11 protein-coding genes and 1 pseudogene are annotated in these 16,841 nt (G+C 69.0%); 10 read left to right on the forward strand and 2 right to left on the reverse strand.

Going from position 1 to position 16,841, the window contains the following annotated elements; genetic code table 11:
- Positions 1-74: 74 nt before the first annotated feature.
- Positions 75-3,080, reverse strand: coding sequence for a WD40 repeat domain-containing protein (locus D4740_RS07500; RefSeq protein WP_119836317.1), 3,006 nt, complete (start codon positions 3,078-3,080; stop codon positions 75-77).
- A gap of 310 nt (positions 3,081-3,390) precedes the next feature.
- Here D4740_RS07500 and gdhA point away from each other — a divergent pair, with 310 nt between their 5' ends.
- The 10 genes from gdhA to D4740_RS07545 all read left to right on the forward strand — a co-directional run bounded on the left by gdhA (position 3,391) and on the right by D4740_RS07545 (position 16,041).
- On the forward strand, positions 3,391-4,746 hold the full coding sequence (gene gdhA / locus D4740_RS07505; protein WP_119836318.1) for an NADP-specific glutamate dehydrogenase: 1,356 nt from the start codon (positions 3,391-3,393) through the stop codon (positions 4,744-4,746).
- A gap of 216 nt (positions 4,747-4,962) precedes the next feature.
- On the forward strand, positions 4,963-5,733 hold the full coding sequence (locus D4740_RS07510; RefSeq protein ID WP_119836319.1) for a DeoR/GlpR family DNA-binding transcription regulator: 771 nt from the start codon (positions 4,963-4,965) through the stop codon (positions 5,731-5,733).
- Positions 5,730-6,746 (forward strand): 1-phosphofructokinase family hexose kinase, encoded by a 1,017-nt coding sequence (locus D4740_RS07515; protein WP_119836320.1) that lies wholly within the window; start codon positions 5,730-5,732, stop codon positions 6,744-6,746. The genes D4740_RS07510 and D4740_RS07515 overlap by 4 nt, the downstream gene beginning before the upstream one ends.
- A 125-nt stretch (positions 6,747-6,871) precedes the next feature.
- The gene (locus D4740_RS07520; protein WP_119836321.1) at positions 6,872-8,971 is read left to right on the forward strand and encodes a fructose-specific PTS transporter subunit EIIC; all 2,100 of its coding nucleotides are present in this window, start codon (positions 6,872-6,874) and stop codon (positions 8,969-8,971) included.
- Positions 8,972-9,166: 195 nt separating this feature from the next.
- Entirely contained in the window at positions 9,167-10,648 is a 1,482-nt protein-coding gene (locus D4740_RS07525; protein WP_119836322.1) for a four-carbon acid sugar kinase family protein, read from the forward strand.
- Positions 10,649-10,725: 77 nt separating this feature from the next.
- The gene (locus tag D4740_RS07530; RefSeq protein WP_119836323.1) at positions 10,726-11,772 is read left to right on the forward strand and encodes an NAD(P)-dependent oxidoreductase; all 1,047 of its coding nucleotides are present in this window, start codon (positions 10,726-10,728) and stop codon (positions 11,770-11,772) included.
- 12 nt (positions 11,773-11,784) lie between these two features.
- Positions 11,785-13,155 (forward strand): GntP family transporter, encoded by a 1,371-nt coding sequence (locus D4740_RS07535; protein ID WP_119836324.1) that lies wholly within the window; start codon positions 11,785-11,787, stop codon positions 13,153-13,155.
- 673 nt (positions 13,156-13,828) lie between these two features.
- Positions 13,829-14,008: a hypothetical protein gene (locus D4740_RS12730; RefSeq protein ID WP_147392871.1), complete on the forward strand. Its 180-nt coding sequence runs from the start codon at positions 13,829-13,831 to the stop codon at positions 14,006-14,008.
- A 161-nt stretch (positions 14,009-14,169) separates the two neighbouring features.
- Complete coding sequence (locus D4740_RS13295) at positions 14,170-14,304, forward strand: hypothetical protein (protein ID WP_259390729.1); 135 nt, start codon at positions 14,170-14,172, stop codon at positions 14,302-14,304.
- Between the two features lie 408 nt (positions 14,305-14,712).
- Positions 14,713-16,041 carry an MFS transporter gene (locus D4740_RS07545; RefSeq protein WP_147392872.1) on the forward strand — a complete coding sequence of 443 codons (1,329 nt, stop codon included), beginning with the start codon at positions 14,713-14,715 and terminating at the stop codon, positions 16,039-16,041.
- Between the two features lie 296 nt (positions 16,042-16,337).
- On the opposite strand, the pseudogene D4740_RS13445 reads toward D4740_RS07545, so the two are convergent.
- Positions 16,338-16,541 (reverse strand): annotated as a pseudogene (locus D4740_RS13445) (Abi family protein); the annotation flags it as partial.
- Positions 16,542-16,841 lie beyond the last annotated feature (300 nt).

Below are 16,841 nucleotides of genomic sequence, written 5' to 3' on the forward strand. Positions count from 1 at the left end.
CTGTGTCAGGCATGGTGACAGAGGACAACAGAGGACATGGTGCTCGCCCCCGACCTCCTAGGACCGCAGACCTCCTAGGACCGCAGCTCGCGGAAGTCGAACTGGAAGATGCCCATGGGGACCCAGTAGGCCACGAGGCGGGCGCCGGTGTCGGCCCCGTTGTGCCACAGCTCGGACTCGATAACGGCACCACCGCCCCCGTCCAGCTCGCTGAGGGTCAGCCGGTGGTGGTCGTTGACGTAGTCGTCAGCACGTTCCAGCGGGTAGAGCTCCAGCTCGGAGGCGGGGACGGGCAGCCTCTCCAGCTGCTGGTCCAGCGCTGCCAGCGGGTCCCCGGATATGCCGTAACGGCTGGCCAGCTCGTTGAGGTCGCGCCTGGCCAGGACCGCGACGAACTCCTCCACCTCGGCGTGGACCTGACGGCGCAGGGTGGGGTCTCCCCACGGGGCGGGCGCCTGGGTCGAAGTCTCCACCTGCCGGTCCTCTGCCTGCTGCTCCTCTACCCGCAGGCCCGTGGCTGACCCTGTGACTGGCTCGGCCTGGTCCTGGTCGGTCGGGCCAGCCAGGGAGGGTGTGGCGGCCGTGCCTGCCTGCCCGCCCGGGTCCGGGCTGTCGATGACGGGGATGACGTCCCAGGGTCCGGGGGCCGAGGAGGTGATGAACGGTGCCCCGGACTGGTCTGCCCGGGCTTCAGCGGTCACGCGGGATGCCTGGGAACCGACAGCGTCGGGCCTGACAGCGTCGGGGCTGGCTGCCTCAGCCTCTGCCAGGATGCCTGCCTGCGTTCCTGCTGCGGCGCCTGTGCCCTCTGAGGTAGAGCCCTCACCACCTGGTGCGCCGACGTCGGTGAGATCGTGCCCGCCAGCGTCCGCCGCCGCAGGCTCCTGCGGGATGTGTCCCGGTCCCTGCGCGTCCTCCTCCTGGGACGGGGAGGACTGGCCCTGCGGGGAGGAGAGGGGCGGGGCCTGGGAGGGTTCCACGGGCAGGCGCGTGCGCTGCCCGTCGGCCAGGACGGAGCGACCCAGGTAGTCCCACACGGCCTGTGAGCCCGCGCGCAGCCCCAGGGTGGCGGTGTCCAGCGCTGCTGCCTGGCCGTCGGGCAGGAAGCAGAGCATGATGCCCGTCGCCTCTCCGGTGGCGGCGTCCCACAGGCGCAGGGTCCCGTCCTCGGAGCCGGTGAGCACCCGGGTGCCGTCCGGGCTCCACTGCAAGGTGGTGATGCCAAAGCGGTGGCCCTCCAGGCGCAGTACCTCTGTGCCCGCGACCTCGTCCCAGACCCGCACGGTACCGTCGTTGAAGCCGGCTGCGACCCGCTTCCCGTCGGGGCTCCAGGAGAAGGAGCGAAGCATCGCCCCGTCTCCTGCCAGGGTCACCAGCTCGCCCCCGGTGATGGCGTCCCAGACGTGCCCGATCCCCTCCCTGCTGCCAGTGACCACCCGGGGGCCGCCACGGGTCCAGACCACCTCACGCAGCCAGTCGTGGCTGAAGGTGTGGACCGCCTGGCCGGTCGTGGTGTCCCAGATCTGCGCGGTCCCGTCCTGGGAGGCAGTCAGCACGCGGGCACCGTTGGGGCTCCACGCCACGGAGGTCACGACGTCGTGGTGGCCCTCGAGCCTGAGCGCGACCTCACCGGTGCCCACGTCCCACACCACGGCCAGGTCCAGGCCCACGCCGGTGAGCGCCCTGCTGCCGTCAGGGCTCCAGGCGAAGGCGTTGACGGCGGCTGAGCGGGCACCCAGCGACCGCTCCAGCCTCCCGGTGGCCGCGTCCAGGACGGCGACACTCTCCGAGTAGTAGGAGTCCACGGCCAGGCGTGTGCCGTCCGGGCTCCAGCTGACGGTGCTGAGCTCGCCGCTGGTTGCCTCCAGTTCCACGGCGGTCTCGCCGGTGGTCAGGTCCCAGACTCGGGTGGGGCCGACCGTGGTCCCCACGACGACCCGGGTCCCGTCAGGGCTCCAGGAGGCAGTCTCCACCGAGCACCCGGGGCCGAGCACGGCCAGGGCCTGGCCGGTGGCAGCGTCCCAGACCCGGACCGTGCGGTCGTAGGAGCCGGTGGCCACCCGGGTGGAGTCAGGGCTCCACGCCAGGGAGCAGGCCCAGGTGTCGTGGCCGGACAGGGCCATCTGCTCCGTTCCCGTCACCGGGTCCCAGACATGGGCGGTCGCGGCACGCAGGTTGTCGGTGAGGACCCGGGTCCCGTCGGGGCTCCAGGCCACCGTGCTGACCAGGTCGGTGCCGGGACTGGTCAGGGACACGACCTCCTCGCCCGTGACGGCGTCCCACACCCGTGGCAGGGTGCCGTCGAAGGCGGTGATGAGGTGGCGGGAGTCCGGGCTCCAGGCGATGCCGGTCATCGGCTCGACGTCCTCAGCGCCCTCGGTAGCGTTCTCGGTGTGTCTGACGTCCTCGGCCCCGGCGGCGCCTTCCGCCGGTCCGTGCGGGTCCTGCGCGTCATCCTGCGCGTTCGTGCCAGTGGGGTTCCCGTCAGGGTGGGCTGCCGCTCCGGGCAGGGGGCCGACGTGGAGGAGCCCGGTGCCCGTGGTGACGTCCCACACGCGCGCGGTGCCGTCGTCGGAGGCGGTGGCGACCCGGGTGCGGTCCGGGCTCCAGGCCACGGCGGTCACCTTGCTGGTGTGCTCCGCCAGCGTACGCACGGCCTGGCCGGTGGCGGTGTCCCAGATGCGGGCCTCGGCGTTGCCGAAGTGGGTGAGAAGGCGGGTGGAGTCCGGGCTCCAGGCCAGCGCCCCGCCCACGCCCTCACCGCCGACCTCCAAGGTGAGGAGGTGCTCCCCGGTGGCGGCGTCCCACACGCGCGCGGTGTGGTCCTCGGAGGAGGTGGCCAGCTGGCTGCCGTCCGGGCTCCAGGCCACGGCGTTGACGGACATCGAGTGGCCGGTCAGGGCGAAGACCTCACGACCGGTGGCGGCATCCCACACGCGCGCGGTGCCGTCGTGGGACCCTGAGAGGATGCGTGAGCCGTCCGGGCTCCAGGCCAGTCCCCACAGCCCGTCGAAGTGGCCGGTGTACAGGGACACCTCGCGCGGGTCAATACTCTCAGAGGTCTCTGATGGCTCAGTCATGCGTGAAGTCTAAGGAGCACGCCTTGAAGTCCGCTGAGTCTTCCGCCCCTCGCGAGAGCTTTTCCTCTAAGCTGGATGTACGCTACCTCCAGAGCGGCTTCAAGATGTCGTCGGGTCGTGTCGAGGTCGTGGCGGCGGCCCAGGGCGTGGCTGCTGCAAGGTGTCCGTGACGGCCCGGGCTGACAGGTTTCACCCGGATGTCGAGATATTTCGCCTCAGTGAACGGTGTCGTGGGAGTCTCCTGGCCGCGCCAAGGTGGCTGTCGCGCACGCGCGACCGCCCCGTTGCCCAGTGACGTAAGGAGTCCTCTATGCATGAAGTTGTCGAGAAGGTCTATGAGCGGGTGGTGGCCCGCAACCGCGGGGAAAACGAGTTCCACCAGGCTGTCCGTGAGGTGCTGGACTCCCTTGGCCCGGTTATCGCCAAGCACCCCCGCTACGCTGACGACGGGCTCCTGGAGCGTCTTGTCGAGCCGGAGCGCCAGATAATCTTCCGCGTCCCGTGGGTGGACGACGCCGGCAACGTCCAGGTGAACCGCGGCTTCCGCGTCGAGTTCAACTCCGCGCTTGGTCCCTACAAGGGCGGTCTGCGGTTCCACCCCAGCGTCAACGTCGGCATCATTAAGTTCCTCGGCTTCGAGCAGATCTTCAAGAACGCCCTGACCGCCCAGGGGATCGGGGGCGGCAAGGGCGGCTCCGACTTTGACCCCCACGGCCGCTCCGACGCCGAGGTCATGCGTTTCTGCCAGTCCTTCATGACCGAGCTCTGCCGCCACATCGGCCCCAGCACCGACGTCCCTGCCGGGGACATCGGCGTGGGGGGGCGCGAGATCGGCTATCTCTTCGGCCAGTACAAGCGGCTGCGCAACTCCTACGACGCCGGCGTGCTGACCGGTAAGGGGCTGGCCTGGGGTGGGTCCCTGGTGCGTACCGAGGCCACCGGATACGGCGCCGTCCTGTTCGCCCAGTCGATGCTGGCCACCAAGGGTGACTCGCTGGAGGGCAAGAAGGTCGTTGTCTCCGGCTCGGGGAACGTGGCGATCTACGCCATCAAGAAGGCCCAGCAGCTGGGCGCGGTGCCGGTCACCTTCTCCGACTCCTCCGGCTACGTCGTTGACGAGGCCGGAGTGGATCTTGACCTGCTCCAGCAGGTCAAGGAGGTCGAGCGCGGGCGTGTGGCCGACTACGTCGAGCGCCGTCCCGGCGCCCGGCTGGTCGCTCGCGGCAGCGGGGGCACTGGCGGCTCCGTGTGGGACGTGCCCTGTGACGTCGCCCTGCCCTGCGCCACCCAGAACGAGCTCGACGGCGCGGCTGCGGCCGCCCTGCTGCGTGGCGGCTGCGGCGTGGTCTCCGAGGGTGCCAACATGCCCTCCACTCCTGAGGCCGTCGAGGCCTTCCAGTCCGCAGGCATCCTGTTTGCCCCCGGCAAGGCCGCCAACGCCGGAGGCGTAGCCACCTCCGCCCTGGAGATGGAGCAGAACGCCGGACGCACCCGCTGGAGCTTCGAGACCGCAGAGGCCAAGCTGGCCGACATCATGCAGGACATCCACGACTCCTGCGTGGCCGCCGCCGAGGACTACGGGCGTCCCGGTGACTACGTGCTGGGCGCCAACGCGGCAGGGTTCACCCGGGTCGCCGACGTCATGGCAGCCCACGGCATCGTCTGAGGCTCGCGGGGGTCCGGCAGGACCTGCGTGAGGCGCTAACGGGCGCCGCCCCCGGCTGGGGGCGGCGCCCGTTAGCGTGTAGGGGCGCACTGAGTCCGCTAAGTCCGTGTGCGTCCGGTCAAGATGTCCGATCGGGCGCAAGGGGCTCGACATGTGTGCACGATCTGAGGTAGTCTCGTGTCCGAACGGGCGACAAGGACGTCAGGAGGTGGGAACATGGACGCCAGCGGCAGGCATCGTCTCATTATCGAGCAGGTGGAGTCCGTCGGCCGTGTCGTCGTCACCGACCTGGCGGAGCGCCTTGACGTCACCCCCGAGACCATCCGCCGGGACCTGACCGCTCTGGACCGCTCCGGCGCGCTGCGCAAGGTCCACGGCGGAGCCGTGCCCGCCTCCGCCCTCGCCCTGCCCGAGACCGGTGTCAGCCACCGTGAGCGTCTCAACACGGCGGCCAAGAACGCGATCGCCCGGGCGGCGCTGGGGCACCTGGACCTGGCCCCGGGCACCTCGGTGCTCGTCGATGCCGGGACCACCACGGGGGCGCTGGCCCGCCTCCTGCCCGGGGACCGTGACCTGACCGTTCTCACCAACTCGGTCCTCATCGCTGCCCACCTGGCCTCCCGTAGCGGGTTGACGGTGCGGATGCTGGGCGGCCACGTACGTGGGCTGACCCAGGCTGCGGTGGGGCCTGAGGCCCTGGCGACCCTGTCCGCCCTGAGGGTCGACCTCGCGCTCATGGGGACCAACGGGATCAGCCCCACCCACGGGCTGTCCACGCCCGACCCTGACGAGGCCACGGTCAAGGCGGCCATGGTCGGTGCCGCCCGTTACGTCGCGGTCCTGGCGGACTCCACCAAGATCGGCCAGGAGCACCTGGTCTCCTTCGCCGCCCTGGACGACGTCAACCTCATTGTCACCGACGCCGACCCGCCCCCAGCACTGTCCACCCAGCTCACCACTACCGGAACAGAGGTCCTGCTCGCATGATCCTGACACTCACCCCCAACCCGTCGCTGGACCGTACCGTCACCCTGCCGGGTCCTCTCCAACGAGGCGCGGTCAACCGGCTGGAGACCGTCACCGTGGAGCCCGGCGGCAAGGGTGTCAACGTCGCGCGGGTCCTGGCCTGCTCGGGGCAGGCAGCCACAGCCCTGCTCCCGGCGGCCGGGCACGACCCGCTCCTGGGGGCCATCGCGGACCTCGCCCTGCCGGGGCTGACGGCGCTTCCCGTGAGCGTCGCCGCGACGGCCCGTGTCAACACCGCAGTCACCGAGCCTGACGGCACCACGACCAAGATCAACGAGCCCGGCGCCGGGCTGGCCCCTCAGGAGGTGGAGGCTGTTGAGCGGGCGCTCCTGGCGGCCCTGGGAGGCGTCGCCCCGGGCTCGGCAGAACTCTCCAGTGGCTCAGGTGCGGGGGAGCCGTCCTGGGCTGTCCTGTCCGGCTCGCTGCCCCCCGGCGCCCCGGTGGACTGGTACGTCCGCCTGGTGGATCTCCTGCGCCCCCTGGGGGTGCGTATCGCCGTGGACACCTCTGACGCCCCCCTGGCGGCCCTGGCCGCGGCCCTGCCGGGAAGCGCCCCCGACCTCATCAAGCCCAACGGGGAGGAGCTCGCCCAGCTGGCAGGCACCGGGGCCACCGACCTGGAGGAGGCTGCCGTCGCCGGGGACCTTGCCCCGGTGGCTGCCGCCGCGCGGGTCCTCGTGGAGCTGGGTGTCGGCGCGGTCATGGCTACCCTGGGGCCTGCCGGTGCCGTCCTGGCCACCCCTGAAGGAGCCTGGCACGCCAGCGCCCCCGAGGTGCCTGTGGTCTCTACCGTGGGGGCGGGGGACTCCTCTGTGGCCGGCTACGTGCTGGCTGACGTCCGGGGCGGGGACGAGGCACAGCGGCTGCGCACCGCCATGGCCTACGGCTCTGCCGCTGCCTCCCTGCCAGGAACCTCTCTGCCTGTTCCCGCCGACCTGCCGCAGGAGCCCGCCCGCGTGACCCCCCTGACCTAAGCCACCTCCACCGGCCGCCGGGCCTGTCCGTGCGGCCTTTACCGACCGACTGCCCGTTGACTACCTCGACGACCTACCGACCTCGTACCCGCGAGGCGGACCCACTCGGAAAACAAGGAAGACCCATGACCGAGACGACCCCCCTCATCATCCCCGAGCTGGTGGCGCTGGACGCCAGCGCCGGCCCCGGCAAGGAGGATGTCATCGACTTCCTGGCACGCACGGTCGCCAGCGCCGGACGTGCCAGCAGCCCCGACGGCCTGGCCGCCGACGCCAGGGCGCGTGAGGCCACCGCACCCACCGGTATCCCCGGTGGCATTGCCATCCCGCACTGCCGCAGCCCCCACGTCCTGGCCCCCAGCCTGGGCTTCGCCCGCCTGACTGAGGGCGTGGACTTCGGGGCTGCAGATGGGCAGGCAGCCGACCTGGTCTTTATGATCGCAGCCCCTGACGGCGCCGACGACTTCCACCTCCAGCTCCTGGCCAAGCTCGCCCGGGGCCTCATGCAGACGGAGTTCACCGACGCCCTGCGTGCCGCCTCCAGCGCAGAGGAGGTTGCGCGCGTCGTCACCCGGCAGGTCCAGCCCGAGCTGCTGGAGGACGCTGAGAGCACCGGTGACACCGGTGCCGGCTCCGCGGCGGCGGTCGGCGGTGCCGGTGAGGCGGGTGAGGCTGCTGGCAGCGCAGGTGCAGGTGCGGCTGAGGCGGCTGGCACCGTCATCGTGGGCGTCTCCTCCTGCCCCACCGGTATCGCCCACACCTTCATGGCCGCCGAGGCGCTGGAGCAGGCGGGCAAGGATCGTGGTATCACCGTGGCCATTGAGGGGCAGGGCTCAGGCAGGATCGACGCCCTGGACCCGGCTCTTATCGAGAAGGCCGACGCCGTCATCTTCGCCCACGACCTGCCGGTCAAGGGACGTGAGCGCTTCGCTGGCAAGCCGGTGGTCGACGTCGGCGTCAAGGCCGCCGTCAACGATGCAGGCTCTCTGGTGGACCAGGCTCTGGCTGCCATCAACGACCCGCAGGCGGCCCGGGTGCAGTCCGGCGGCGGCGAGGACTCCGCTGACAGCAGCGAGGGGGGCAGCGAGCACTGGGCCCGCCGCCTCCAGCGCTCTGTCATGACCGGAGTGTCCTACATGATCCCCTTCGTGGCCGCGGGCGGTCTGCTCATCGCCCTGGGCTTCCTCTTCGGTGGCTACGACATTACCGAGACGGCGGAGAACATCGTCACCGGCTCCAGCCTGTGGAACCTCCCGGACCTGAACAGTCCCGACCTCGCCGCGCCCAATGCCCTGGGCGGGTCCGCGCTGGCGGCCTACGTCGGGGCGGTCCTGTTCACGATCGGCAACGCCGCCATGGGGTTCCTCGTACCCGCGCTGGCCGGGTACGTCGCCTTCGGGCTGGCTGGGAGGCCCGGTATCGCTCCCGGATTCGCCATGGGCGCGGTGGCCGTCGCGGTTGACTCCGGGTTCATCGGGGGCCTCATCGGAGGCATCATCGCCGGCTACGTGGCCGCCTGGCTGGCTGGGCTGGATGTTCCCCGGTGGCTGCGGGGCCTCATGCCCGTCGTCGTCATCCCCCTGGGTACCACCCTGGTGGTGGGCGCGCTCATGTACATGGTCCTGGGCCGCCCCCTGGCCTCCCTCATGAACGGCCTCCAGGACGGGCTGACCTCCATGTCCGGCGGGGGCTCCGCAGTCCTCCTGGGCGTCATCCTGGGCCTCATGATGTGCTTCGACCTGGGCGGGCCGGTCAACAAGGCGGCCTACCTCTTCGCCACCGCCGGGCTGTCCGCCGCTACGGACGCCTCCTACGAGATCATGGCCGCGGTCATGGCGGCAGGCATGGTCCCGCCCCTGGCCATGTCGGCGGCGACCTTCCTGCGCCGCAGGCTGTTCACCGAGGCAGAGGCCGAGAACGGCCGCAGCGCCTGGCTGCTGGGGCTGTCCTTCATCTCTGAGGGCGCCATCCCCTTCGCTGCGGCCGACCCGCTGCGCGTCATCCCTGCCACTATGGCTGGGGGAGCAGTGACCGGGGCTCTGACCATGGCCCTGGGCGTGGGATCGCGCGCCCCACACGGTGGCGTGTTCGTGGCCTTCGCCATCAACAACTTCCTGGGCTTCATCCTGGCGATCCTGGCCGGGACGGTCGTGACCACCGCGCTTGTCGTCCTCCTCAAGGGGCTGCGCCAGTCTTCGCAGGCCCCCGCCGCCGTGGCCGCCTGAGCCCAGCTGCGCTCCACCCCACAGAACGTACCTCCTCCTCGTTGGTTCCAGTCGGGAACCCGCCCCCCGGGCACTCCGCGAGGAGGAGGTACGTTCTATGCTGGAGGGGTGCCCCAGAGCCGACACTGCCTGTGACGCCCTGGGAACCACGGGTGTCGGCACGTGAGGGGCACTGGTGTCGCAAAGGAGCGAGACATGACGAAGTGTGCCCACCCAGCCAGTCCGGACCGTCCAGCCGGGTCCTCGCCCGGGCCAGCCCCGGTGGGGCTGGCGGACCTCACCCACGGCCTGCCCGACGGACCGCCCGTGGAGGCGTCCACGGTCGCCGCCCGGCTCACCCGCGCCCTGGTGGTCCTGGACGACGACCCCACCGGTACCCAGTCCGTCGCGGGCCTGCCCGTGGTGACCCGCTGGGAGGAGGCTGACCTCGCCTGGGCGCTGGGCACAGGGGCGCCTGCCGTCTATGTCATGACCAACTCCCGCTCCCTCGACCCGGCAGACGCCCAGCGGGTCAACCGGGAGGCAGTCACGTCCGCGCTGGCCGCCTCCCAGGCCACCGGCCGCCCAGTCACCTTTGTCTCTCGCTCCGACTCCACCCTGCGCGGCCACTTCCCCCTGGAGCCGGACACGATCGCCGACCTGCTGGAGGAGGGCGGCACGCCGGTGGACGGTATCGTCGTGTCGCCCGCCTTCCCCGACGCCGGGCGCGTCACCGTCCACGGCGTCCACTACGCGGGATCACCGGGTACCGGGTTCGTTCCCGTGGGGGACACCGAGTTCGCCGGGGACGCGACCTTTGGCTACCGTTCCTCCAGCCTGCCCCAGTGGGTGGAGGAGAAGACCGGGGGCGTGGTGAGGGCATCCTCGGTCCCGGTGGTGGACCTGGGGCTCCTGCGTGGTGACGAGGATGCTGTCGTAGCCACCCTCACGGCCCTTGGCGGGCGGCAGCCGGTGGCCGTGGACTGCGTGGAGGAGAACGACCTACGCCTGCTGGCCCGAGCCCTCCAGCGTGCCGAGGAGGCGGGTTCCACCTTCGTCTACCGGGTGGGGCCGCCCTTCGTGCGTGCCCGCATCGGCCAGGAGCCCCACCCGCCGCTGACCGCCAGCCAGGCCCGCCCCGGCGACACCGCCCCCGACATCGACGCCGCGGGCGGGCTGGTGGTCGTGGGCTCCCACGTGGGGCTCACCGGCCGCCAGGTCGAGGCCCTGCGCACTGCCACGGGCACTCCCGAGGTAGTCCTGGACGTCCCCACGGTGCTGCGTGCCCGGGACCGTGACGCCCACGTCGCCCAGGTCGCCTCCCAAGCGGCCGCCGTCCTGGGGGAGGGCAGCGTCGTGGTGCGCCGTGGCGGGGCATTCGTGCCCGGCCGCGACGCGCAGGAGTCCCTGGCCTTCGCCCGGGCCGTCTCCGACGCCGTGGTCGAGGTGGTCCAGCAGGTGGTGGCCCGGCGCTGCCCGCGCTTCGTCATCGCCAAGGGCGGCATCACCTCCTCCGACGTGGCCAGCCGCGGCCTGGGTATCCGCCGGGCGCTGGTGCGCGGCCCGATGCTGCCCGGCATCGTCTCCCTGTGGGAGCCCCAGGACGGTCCCGCCGCAGGCGTGCCCTACATCGTCTTTGCCGGCAACGTGGGCGACGACGACTCCCTAACCCAGGTCGTCTCCGTCCTGAGCGCCTGAGCCGCCGCCTCTGTGACACTACCAGCACCATCGACACTACCTGCCAGCCTGCTCCGCAACGACCTCAGGAGACCACCATGACCCTACCCGCTCCGCCTCCCGGTACTGCTGCTGGTGGCGGTCCAGCGCCTAGCGCCACCGCCTCCGCAGGCGTTCCAGACCGTACCGCCGTCGCCGTCCTGGGCCTGGGTGCCATGGGACTGCCCATGGCCACCCACCTCAGTACGTCCCGTGACGCAGGCGGGGCGGGCCTGGACGTGCGCGGTTACGACCTTTCCCAGGCACGTCTTGACCTGGCGACCACGGCCGGCGTCAGCCCCGCCCCCAGCGCGGCCGACGCCGCCCGTGGTGCCGACGTGGTCCTGGTTGCCGTGCGCGACCAGGACCAGCTTGACGAGCTGCTCTTCGGCGAGCCCGCCGTCGCCGCGAGCATGAGCCCGGGTGCCGTCGTCGTCCTGACCTCTACGGTCGGTGAGCAGGGCGCGCGCGCCGTGGCCGCCCGGCTCTGCCAGGCGGGGGTCGGGCTCGTGGACGCCCCCGTCTCCGGAGGGCCGAAGCGCGCCGGGGCGGGGGACCTGCTTGTCGTTGTCGGTGCTGACGACCAGGCCTGGGAGGCTGCCCATGACGTCCTGGAGGCCATGAGCTCCACGCTGGTGCGGGTGGGGCGCGAGCCCGGCTCCGGCCAGGCCATGAAGACCGTCAACCAGCTCTTGTGCGGGATACATATCGCCGCCGCCGCGGAGGCCCTTGCCCTGGCCCGGGCGCTGGGGCTGGACCCGCGGGCCGCGCTGGAGGCCCTCATGGCCGGTGCTGCCAGCTCCTTCATGCTGGGCGACCGGGGACCCCGCATGCTCCAGGCCCTCCAGGCCTGCGAGACTGAGAGGGACGACGGGGCCCGGGATCCCCGGGAGGCCGAGGGCGTCGAGGTCCGCTCCCGCCTGGACATCTTTGTCAAGGACATGGGGATCGTCACTGCGGCCGCCCGGGGCGCGGGCCTGCCCACCCCGGTGGCCGCTGCCGCCGAGCAGCTCTACCTCCAGGGAGCCAGCCGGGGTCTGGCGGCCCGGGACGACTCCTCGGTCATTACCGTGCTCGCCCCCGGCCCGGGGTCGGACCGGCGGTGAGGAGGACCAGCCATGTCAGTTCCTGTCCTGCTCCTGCTGGCTGTTGCCGCCATCGTCGTCCTGCTCCTGCTGGTTATCCGGGTCAGGATGTCCGCCTTCGTGGCAATGCTGCTGGTCTCGGTCGTCCTGGCGCTGGCGACCCGGGTACCCGTGGGCGACATCGCCCAGACCATGACCGACGGCATGGGGGCGACCCTGGGGTCGGTGGCCATGGTCGTCGGCCTGGGGGCCATGCTGGGACGCGTCGTCGAGGCGGCCGGGGGCGCCGAGGTCCTGGCTGATCGCTTCACCCGGGTGCTGGGGCGTCACCGGGTGGCTGTGGCCGTGACAGCGGCGGCCTTTGTCCTGGGCATCCCGATCTTCTTCGACGTGGGCTTTATCATCCTGGCTCCCATTGTCTTCGGCTTCGCTCACGTCACCGGGATGAGGCCCCTGACCATCGGGCTGCCGGTGGCAGCGACCCTCATGGCCCTCCATGTCGTGGTCCCGCCCCACCCTGGACCCGTGGCCGCCGCAGCCTCCCTGGGGACCGACATCGGCGTCCTGGTGCTGGTCTCCCTGCCTGTGTGCGCTGTGGTGAGCGCGGTCTCCTACCTGGCCTCCAGGCGACTGGGGCTGGAGAAGGTCGAGACCGGTGAGGGGCCGCTGGGCTCTGCCAGGCAGGTTGCTGAGGAGACCTACATCCCTGGCGGGGCCGTCCCCCGTGCCCACGGCACCGGCCCAGGTACCGTGGTGCTGCTCATTATCGCGCCGATAGCCCAGATCATGGTGGGCACGGTCGGGCAGATGGTTGCCACCGAGGGCGGCACTGCTCACGCCGTGCTCGGCTTCGTCGGCTCCTCGCCTCTGGCCCTGCTGACTGCTGTCGTGCTGGCCTACCTCGTCGTCGGCCACCAGCAGCGCTGGTCCCTGGAGCGGCGGGGGCAGGTCCTGGACTCGGCACTGCCCGACGTGGCCACCATCGTCTTCGTCACCGGGGCGGGAGGCGTGTTTGCTGCCGTGCTCGTGGCCAGCGGCATCGGCGAGGCCCTGGCCCAGGCCCTGGTCGCCGCCCACCTGCCCGTGCTGCTGAGCGCCTTCGTCATCTCCTTGGCGATACGCGCCTCTCAGGGCTCGGCGACCGTCGCCATCCTCACCGCCGGGGGCCTGCTCAGCGATGCCGTGGCCCAGGGCGGGTACTCCACGCTCCAGGTCGCCCTCATCCAGATGGCCGTGGGCTTTGGCGCCCTGTGCGTGTCCCACGTCAACGACTCCGGCTTCTGGATCGTCACCAAGTACATGGGCCTGTCAGTGGCCGACGGCCTGCGGACGTGGACGGTGCTGTCCACAGTGGCCGGTACGACGGGGTTCCTGGTCACAGCCGCCTTGTGGGCGGTGGTGTGAGGGGCGGGGGCGTCCGAGAGGCTGGCGTTGCCGGTTGTGTTACGTGAGCTACATCCTGTGACAGACGTGCAGCAGAAGCGCAGGGAGGGCCACAGCCTGATAAGTTCCCTTTCCTCAAGGAGACGAGGCCGTGATCGACCCGGACCAGCCCCTCGTGATAGCCCCCCGGTACAAGGGAGGGCCTGCTGCGGACCGCACCTGCGCCGTTACTTCCGCTACGGACGGCTCGGGGACCTTGACCCCACTGGTGCCGCGACCGTCCTGCGCCTGGAGCGGGGTTTCTCCGCCAGCAGGATCAAGGAGCTCCGCCAGGAGGAGACCCGGCTGACCACCATGCTGGCAGGCCTTGACGAGGAGGCTGTTCGGCGCCAGCACCAGGAGCTGTCCCAGGGCCCAGCCCCGGGCTATGACGTTGAGGAGTACTCCATCCTGTCCTCGGTTCAGGAGCTCTATGGCGACCCTCTACTGGCGCTTGCACCCTGCGCCCAGGCCATCTCAGAGACTCTCGCCAGCAGCCGAGTGGCCCTCCCAGCGATCGGGAGTGTCCAGGACACACACGTCAGCGCCTCTCATCCGCCCCATCGCCCCGCACAAGGTGCAGAGCGAGCGCTCATCATCAGCTCCCTACACAGAGCGGCACCGGACCCACGGCCTCTGGCGGCCAATCGAGCCGATGACCTTCTGGCTGGTGGCCCCCGGTCCCAGCAGGCAATCAGGATTAACAGGATCATCCCCGGTCGGCGGGGCGGGGCAGGTAGTGTGGGAGATCGCCTCGGCATCATGGTCAGTCCTGAGCAGCCCCATGGTCACCCAGCACCTTGACCCCGCCCACCCCTCACGCCACCCCGTCTAACCCCTCAAACTGGAAGAGCCATGAGTCTCAGCAATCCCTTGATGAGGCGAGATAGTTCAGTTAGAATAAGTATAAGTGGGCATTCGTCCGCCTGGCGCTCGGAATGCTCCTTAGTCACATCGAGTTGCGTACCCATGTCGCACCAACGGAAAGCGAGAGACGTGAACACTGCCCACTCCACTGCCACCGAAGTTTTCAATGACGGCCTGCCCGCTATCATCGACTCGATCTCGGCCGAGATCGATAACATGCCGGGCGGCACTGCCGACTTCGCTGAGGCAACCTCAATTCCCTAACACTCTACGTCCCCGTGGTGTCGAAAGTTTCGGTACTTGTCGCACCATCCTTGCCAGGGCAGACTAAATTCTATCCTCCGGTTAAAAATGCAATGAGCGACTTACAACCGCACGGCATACACGTGCTCGGCACGACGGCGGGTTTGTCGGCCTATTCTCTGGCTCCTGGTGAAGGTGGTTTGGTTAACACCGTGGATATCGTGGATTATGTACGTCGACAGTTCGGACCACTGGCGTGAGGCACGTGAATGTTGCCAGCCAGATCCAAGCGCTTTACGGCGCGCCCAAGACGAGCTTTTCTCAAGACGGATGGAGCAGATTGTCGGGAGTACGCATCACACAAGCCTGTGGTCCACAGCCGGAACAGAATCGAGGCACTGTTGACCGAAGCGGGGTTCAATATTGCCAGTGCTCACGATTCTTACCAATTCGATCCGGGCGGATGTGACGACTCCCTGCCGTCGTGGCCAATTAGGAAGGTTAGAGCAGTTCGGTGAGCCGACTCTGGGGTGTTGTGCGATGCAGTTAGTTACTTATTTCACGTCTTTCGCCTTTTCTTTATTCGGTAATTCGATCGCGAACGTCGTCTTGCCGGTCCTGGTACTCGTATCTACCGGAGAAGTTTTGGCGGCGGGCATAGTAGCAGTTGCTAGTGGTGCCAGCACATTCGTGTTTGGCCTGCTTTCTGGCCCATTGATTGACCGGTACGACCGGCGTCTCTTGGCATCTGCGGGCGACCTCGTTTCAGCCTCTAGTATCGCACTACTCGCCGCTGTGGGCACTTTTGGTGAGCTGTCACTAACATGGTTCATAATTTCGGCTTTTCTGAGCGGCATTGGCGACATGCCAGCGTGGAATGCGCGGGAAGCTATGATCTATGGGGTGCAGCGGCATTCGGGGGTCGCGCTTCAGACCTTGGTAGGGGTCCGGGAAACGGTCAGTGCCCTGGCTATTGTCTTAGGGCCTACCTTCGCGGGACTGCTGATGAACTTTTTCGACGCGCGGTCCGTTCTTTGGGTCACAGCTGCCACGTCCCTCGCTGCCGGCGCGCTCTGCCTCGCCACACCTAGAGCCTATGGGCGCATGGATACCTCGGAAGGCGGGAGTTCGAAAATCGCCTATTGGAGCTCCTTCCGAGATGGAATTGTATTTTTAGGCAGGAGAAAGAACGCTGTCTTACGAGCCCTTACGGGCTTGAACGTTGCGAGCGTTATGCTGGTGACTATCCTTCAGGGGCTCCTGATTCCCGTGTTTATGACACTGAGGGGCGTCGACTACGCGAACGGGTATGCTTTGGCCTCCGTTGGACTGGGGCTGCTCGCCGGCGGCCTTATATATGCTTTAATCGGGGCTAGGGTTCCTGGTTGGCCGCTGACGCTAGGAGCGTCACTTTTAAATGTGGTGGGTCTCGCGCTGCTGGTGCAATTCCACTCGGTTATTTACACGGTTGTCATGTGCTTCCTTTTCGGTATCAGTTCCGCCGCCGTGGGAGCTGTAACCGGGGTTGTCTCACTGCAAGTGACGCCCGAAGAGATGAGGGGAAGGCTCAACGGATTGCAGAACTCCATCTCCATGGTTATTGGACCCCTTGGTATCTTCCTGACAGCCTGGCTCATAGCAGGTACCTCGGTGGCCGCCGCCGACTGGGCGCTGGTTATCTTCTGGGTCGTAGTCAACGCGCTGTTCCTGCTCAACAAACGCGTGCGCCGAGCGGTCCAAGAGTCACAAACCGGGTGAGCTGCTCTCCGGAGGCGGTCGAGTAGGCCTCGAGATTTGTGGACTGAGCCGCACGCGCAAGACTTCGGCCGGGTAGGTGCCAAGAACCCTGTTCCAGAGCCTTTCGTGGCGGGCGCATATGCTTCGTACCCGGACGTAGCTCTGCAGCCAGGACTCAGGCACGGTGTCGGTGAGACCGGTGGCCACGGTGCGGGCGACCTGCTTCTTTGCCCTAATGCTTCCCCTGGCGCTGTCCCCGCCATGGTGCCTGAGGGCGCGGACCTGACGGCTACCTCGACACGTTCCCGGGCGTCCATGACGAGGAGGCGCAGTTCGCGGTCGAAGATGTAGAGCGTGAGCACGTCGTCAAAGGTCGTTTCTTCCTTGAAGCGGTGGGGCTGGTGGCTTGTCTGGAAGGGCAGGGTGTAGGGAGACAGCCGGTAGTAGCCGATGTGCCGCAGGTACCTCTTGGCGCGGTCGTAGTCAGGAACGAGAAGGCCGCGCTCCTCGTACAGCGTGATGAGGCTGTGTCAGGTGACGGCGCGGCTTGTCTCGGGTGCTTGTGGGAGGGGTCGGCTGCTGGAGGAGCGGCCTCGCACCCACACGCATTGGTCCCAGCGTAGTCCGCAGAAACATGCGGATCTCTCAATTCTCCTCGGCTCCGGTAAAGAAGCAGTCTCTGTTCCCCGCGATCACCATGTATCCGAAGATGTGCAACCTACCCAGTACCTACCCGGTACCCGTGGCTACCTGCCGGGGCCGCCTCAGTCTCTGGCTGGTGCCCGGAGCTCCCAGGACTCCTGGGTTCCTCTGCGTCCCCG

Source organism: Actinomyces sp. 2119, assembly GCF_003591215.1.
Lineage (GTDB): Bacteria > Actinomycetota > Actinomycetes > Actinomycetales > Actinomycetaceae > Actinomyces > Actinomyces lilanjuaniae.